Below are 3,855 nucleotides of genomic sequence, written 5' to 3'. Positions count from 1 at the left end.
CGTGGCCGCCGAGGTCGCGGCCGAGGTCGCCGCCGACGTGGCCCGCCCGGTCGCCTGGGACGCCGCCGCCGATGTCGCCGACCCGTCCAGGTCTGGCGCCGTCGACGTCGGTACCTCCATGCCGCAGGTGTCGCAGAACCCGTCGGCGTCGGCGGTGCCGCCGCACCCCTGTCGCGGGCATCGGCCCGCCGCGCTCCGGCTCATTGTCGGCCCCCTTGTCCGTACAGTCCTGCGGTCCGCGCTGCCACGGCCTCGGCGAGCCCGAAGTATGCGGCCTTCGCCTGGTACGCCGAGAGTCGGCCACGCAGTTCCGCCCGGCGGTCCAGCTGCCCCGTCACCGAGCGGAGCGTCTGCAGTGCGGCGGAGTGGGTGTCGCCCGCCAGTCGGTCGACCGCGGCCGGCTCCGCCGCGAGCGCCCCGCGGCTCGCGGTGTCGCGCAGGGCCCGGAGGCGGTCTATCCGCGACCGCAGCCCGGCCGAGCCGCGATCGTCGGGCACGGGTAGTCCGGGCGCGGCGATCGTGTCCAGAACCGACGAATACGACTGGGGCGCAGTGGCCTCCGTGGCCTCCACGTCCCTGAGGACGGCGTCCAGGGCCGCCAGCCGCGCGTCGAAGCCGTCGCGGACCGCGGCGTGGCAGGCCAGCTCTGCAGTCAGGGCGTCGAGCCGCCCCGCGAGCGCGGGAACCGGGTCGGCGATGCGCGCCGACAGCGGGTCGGTGATCACCGCCTCCCGCGCACGTTCCAGTTCGCGTCGCAGCGCTACCACCCGGTTCCGGCCGGTACCAACGGATTCCGCGAGCACCGCAGCCTCGGCGAGCCGTCGGTCCACGGTGTCGAGCGGCGGCATCGTCTCCACCCAGGCGTTCTGCACCGCCGTGAGCACCCCGAGCGCGGTGTCGCGGCCGACTGCTATCCGCGCGATCAGGTCGGCGAGCGTCAGCGGACCGTCCTTGCCGGGCCGGTCGCCCAGCCCACCCGTCACCGGCCCGTACAGCAGTTCGGGCAGCTCGACGAGATCGGCGTCGGCCGGCCTGCGCCGGGGGCGGTCCGCTCGCCGCCGCAGCTCTCTCGCTTGCTCGACCACCTCGCGGAACCGGCCGTGGTACTGCCATGCCGCCGACATGGCGGCCGCCGCCTCCGGCCACCTGCGTGCCGTGAGACCCGTCGGCGCGACGCCGGAGAGCAGACGGATCCCGGGGTGGGAGTCCATGGCCACCAAGGACTCCGCGATCTGGTCGCCGTCCGCGAGCACGCGATCGAGCGCCTGCCCGAGTTCCTGGAGTCGCGACGTCATGGCGCCCACCGTCAGTCCCGGTACCGGGGCGTCGGCGGCGTCCCGGTATCTCCGAGCAGGCCGGCGAGCCAGCGGTGGTAGATCGTCTGCCACTCCCCGTCGGTACGCATCTGTGCCAGCACGCCGTTGACGAACCGCACCAGATCGATTCGGTCCTTCGCGATCGCGATACCGTACGGCTCGGAGGTCATCGCGGGCCCGACGATCTTGGTGGACGGGTCCTGCGCGGCCAGGCCGGCCAGGATCGTGTCATCGGTCGAGATCGCGTCCACCTGGTTCTGCTGCAGCATCACGAGGCAGTCGGTCCAGTCCGACACCTGGATCCCGATGGGCTTCGAACCCCCGGTGCCGGCCGCGTTCACGATGTTCTGGATGGATGTGGATCCTGCTGCAGCGCAGACCTTCTTGCCGCCCAGCGACGCGATCGACGTGGCCGTCGAGGACTTGGGCACCAGTACGCGCTGCCCGGCCTGGTAGTAGACGGTGCTGAACGCCACGTCCTTCCAGCGGGCGCAGTTGACCGTCATCGTGTCCACCGTGATGTCCACATCGTGGTCCTGTACCGCAGCGATCCGCGTCCCGGGGTCGACCACACGGAACTGGATCGCGTCGGGGTTACCGAAGATCGCCTTCGCCACCGCGCGGGCGATGTCCACATCGAACCCCTCGAGCCGGCCGGTCACGGGGTTGCGGTAACCGAACTTGTAGGTGTTCTGGTCGACACCGGCGATCAGTCGTCCCCGCGCCCGAATCATCGCGAGTGTGCCGCCCGTCTGCGCGCCGGTCGGCCGATAGCTCGCCGTCGGGTCGCCGCAGCCGGTGTCGGAGGCTGTGCCCGGCAGGGAGCGGATCTCGGTGACCCCGGCGGGCATCGGGGCCCACACCGAGGGGGAGGAGGCGCCGCCGAGCTGAGTCGAGCCGCTACTGCAGCCCGCGACGACGGTGACGGCCACTCCCAGCGCGGCGAGGGCCGGCGCGGCCGCACCCCGGCGGCGCGTGATCAGTGGGATCATCGGTACTCCTCGAGCCGCTGCCAGATCCCCGCGACCGCGCCGGCGGCACTCACCAGCGCGAGCACGATCACGGCCCACACGGCGCCGATCAGCGCGTCTTCGGCGTCCGATGCGTTGCGCTCGAATGCGCTGTTGGTCGTCGAGATCGCGTGGGCCAGAGAGCGGTCGACGCTGTCGAACGCTGCCGCAGAGCCGTTCGGCGCGGTCCCGACCGCGAGCTGCACCGCTGCCGGATAGTCACCGGAGTCGTCCGCCGTGCGTACGGCGGCATGGGTGGCGTTCCAGGCGTCGACGGCGGCGCGGGCGGTGCGCTCGTCCTGCCGGACGGTGGCGTCGGTGGCGAGGTCTGCGGCCCGGTCGAGCAGGCCGTCATCGTCGGACTGCATTGCCCGATAGTCCTTCTCATACGCGCCGCCGGCGCCGCGGGCCACCAGCGTGAGCGTCTCGTCGGCCCGTGCGTTGAGCGCGGCGATCCGGGCCTGCGTGAGGATGTCGGTCTGCGTCGATCCGTCGGTTCGACTCGCGTGCACGGAGGCCATCACCACGAGCGACGCAAGCAGCACCCACAGCAGCGAGATCGCGGCGGCGGCCGTGGCCAGCGCCAGGCCGAGGTTGACCCGGCGTCTCGAACGTCGCCACACGAACCATTGCGCCACCACCAACACCGCCAGCAGGACCAACCCGAACAGCAGCTCGAGCCACGGGAACCCGCCTGCCGAGTCCTGGTCGGCGGTGCGCTCCGCGACCTGTGTCCGGTAGAGGCTCTCGGCGGCCGGTAGTAGACGCGTCCGCATCAGGTTGGACGCCTCGCGCTGGTAGGCGGCCCCTACAGGGAAGCCCTGCAGGTTGTCGGCGCGCGCCGTCTCCACGAGGCCGGTGTACACGGGCAGGCCCGAGGTGAGCACCGCGACTGGGCTGTCCGGGTCGGCCGCGGCGGCGGACGTCTGCGCCGACGTCGCGAGGGCCAACGCGGTGCCGGCCTGAGCGATGTCGGCGGTGTAGCGGGCGCGGTCCGCCGTGACCTCCTGCCCACCGGCCAGGAACCCGCTGTTCGTGGTGGCGTCCGCGTCCGAGAGTGCCCGGTAGATGTTCTGCGCGGCCACCGCGAGGGGCCCGCTGCGGTGCGCGAGGGCATCGAGCGCACGTGACCGATGGGCGACCCCCGCCGCGGTCAGAGCCCCGGCCAGCACGCTGGCGAGCACCACGCCGACGGCCAGCAGCAGCAGGATGCCCGGTGTGGTTCGGGCCAGTGCCCGCAGCGCCGCCACCCGGCGTGCCGACCTGGTCGCGGCGGTCTCCGTCGTGGATCCCACCGAGGTCTTGGTGGTTGCAGCTGTCGACGCCATGTTCACCTCCCTGCGGATTGTCGTCAGACTAGCCACAGGTGGGGCGCCCGCAAGGCCACTAAGCCGTCAAATTGGGGCCCTCCTGACATATGTGTGGGTCAGTTCCGGCCGGGGAGGGTGGGGCGGTGACCGCCGAGGCTGAGCATGGCGAGGGCGATGAGGGAGTCGGGGCTGTGGAAGCCGAACGCCATCCGGGCGATG

At 72.3% G+C, this 3,855-nt stretch carries 5 protein-coding genes; all 5 read right to left on the bottom strand.

The features are described 5' to 3' along the window. The coding region (locus ABD908_RS26760) for a hypothetical protein (protein ID WP_345001857.1) at positions 1-204 on the bottom strand (204 nt) is incomplete at its 3' end. Next, complete coding sequence (locus ABD908_RS26755; protein WP_345001855.1) at positions 201-1,295, bottom strand: M1 aminopeptidase family protein; 1,095 nt, start codon at positions 1,293-1,295, stop codon at positions 201-203. The genes ABD908_RS26760 and ABD908_RS26755, both read right to left, overlap by 4 nt. Before the next feature lie 11 nt (positions 1,296-1,306). Further along, positions 1,307-2,308 carry a glutamate ABC transporter substrate-binding protein gene (locus ABD908_RS26750; RefSeq protein WP_345001853.1) on the bottom strand — a complete coding sequence of 334 codons (1,002 nt, stop codon included), beginning with the start codon at positions 2,306-2,308 and terminating at the stop codon, positions 1,307-1,309. Then, positions 2,305-3,654, bottom strand: coding sequence for a hypothetical protein (locus tag ABD908_RS26745; protein WP_345001851.1), 1,350 nt, complete (start codon positions 3,652-3,654; stop codon positions 2,305-2,307). Before ABD908_RS26745 ends, ABD908_RS26750 begins: the two co-directional genes overlap by 4 nt. 98 nt (positions 3,655-3,752) lie before the next feature. After that, positions 3,753-3,855 (bottom strand): hypothetical protein (locus ABD908_RS26740; protein WP_344992318.1); only part of this gene is annotated, 103 nt, incomplete at its 5' end.

Origin of the sequence: Tsukamurella soli (assembly GCF_039541155.1) — a bacterium.
GTDB lineage: Bacteria > Actinomycetota > Actinomycetes > Mycobacteriales > Mycobacteriaceae > Tsukamurella > Tsukamurella soli.
The sequence above is the reverse complement of the archived record's forward strand: the minus strand, read 5'-3'. Positions and strand labels throughout refer to the sequence as shown.